The organism is Streptomyces chumphonensis, from assembly GCF_014779715.1.
GTDB classification, from domain to species: domain Bacteria; phylum Actinomycetota; class Actinomycetes; order Streptomycetales; family Streptomycetaceae; genus Streptomyces; species Streptomyces chumphonensis.
This window is the reverse complement of record NZ_JACXYU010000038.1, coordinates 1-687: the sequence shown is the minus strand read 5'-3', so window position 1 is coordinate 687 and position 687 is coordinate 1. Positions and strand designations below refer to the sequence as shown.

General features: G+C 70.7%; 1 protein-coding gene. It reads right to left on the bottom strand.

Going from position 1 to position 687, the window contains the following annotated elements:
* Positions 1-687: acyltransferase domain-containing protein (locus IF129_RS25940; protein WP_191212281.1), on the bottom strand; the 687-nt coding region annotated here is incomplete at both ends.

The following is a 687-nucleotide window of genomic DNA, read 5'->3' as shown; positions in this document are numbered from 1 at the left end:
CTTGGCGCCGTCCTCCAGAGTGAGGGCCCCGCTGACGACGGCTGCGGCGATTTCGCCTTGGGAGTGGCCGATCACGGCTGCGGGTTCGACGCCCAACGACCGCCACATCGCGGCGAGGGAGACCATGACGGCGAACAGCACGGGCTGGATGACGTCCACCCGCGTGATCGGTTCGTCGCTGCGGAGGACTTCGGTCAGGGACCAGTCCACGTGCGGGGACAGTGCTGCTTCGCAGGCGGCGATCGACTCCCTGAACACCTGGGAGGTGTTCAGGAGTTCGTGGGCCATGCCGGTCCACTGCGAGCCTTGACCGGGGAAGACGAAGACGGGCCGTTCCACCTGTCCGCTGCCGGTGATCACCCCGGGGGCTTCTTCGCCTGCGGCGAGGGCGTCGAGGCCGGTCAGGAGTTCGTCGCGGTTGTTGCCGAGGATGACGGCGCGGTGGTCGAGGAAGGCGCGCTGGGTGGTCAGGGCGTGGGCGACCTCGCGCACGTCGTCGGTGGTCTCCCGCAGGTGGGCCGCCAGGCGTCCCGCCTGGGCGCGGAGGGCGTTGCCGTCCCGCGCGGACAGCACCAGCGACACCACCGACGTCTCGTACCCCACCCGGTCCGGTGTCTCGGCCGGGGCGAGGGCCGGCGTCTCCGTCGGGGCCTGTTCGAGGATGACGTGGGCGTTGGTGCCGCTGAT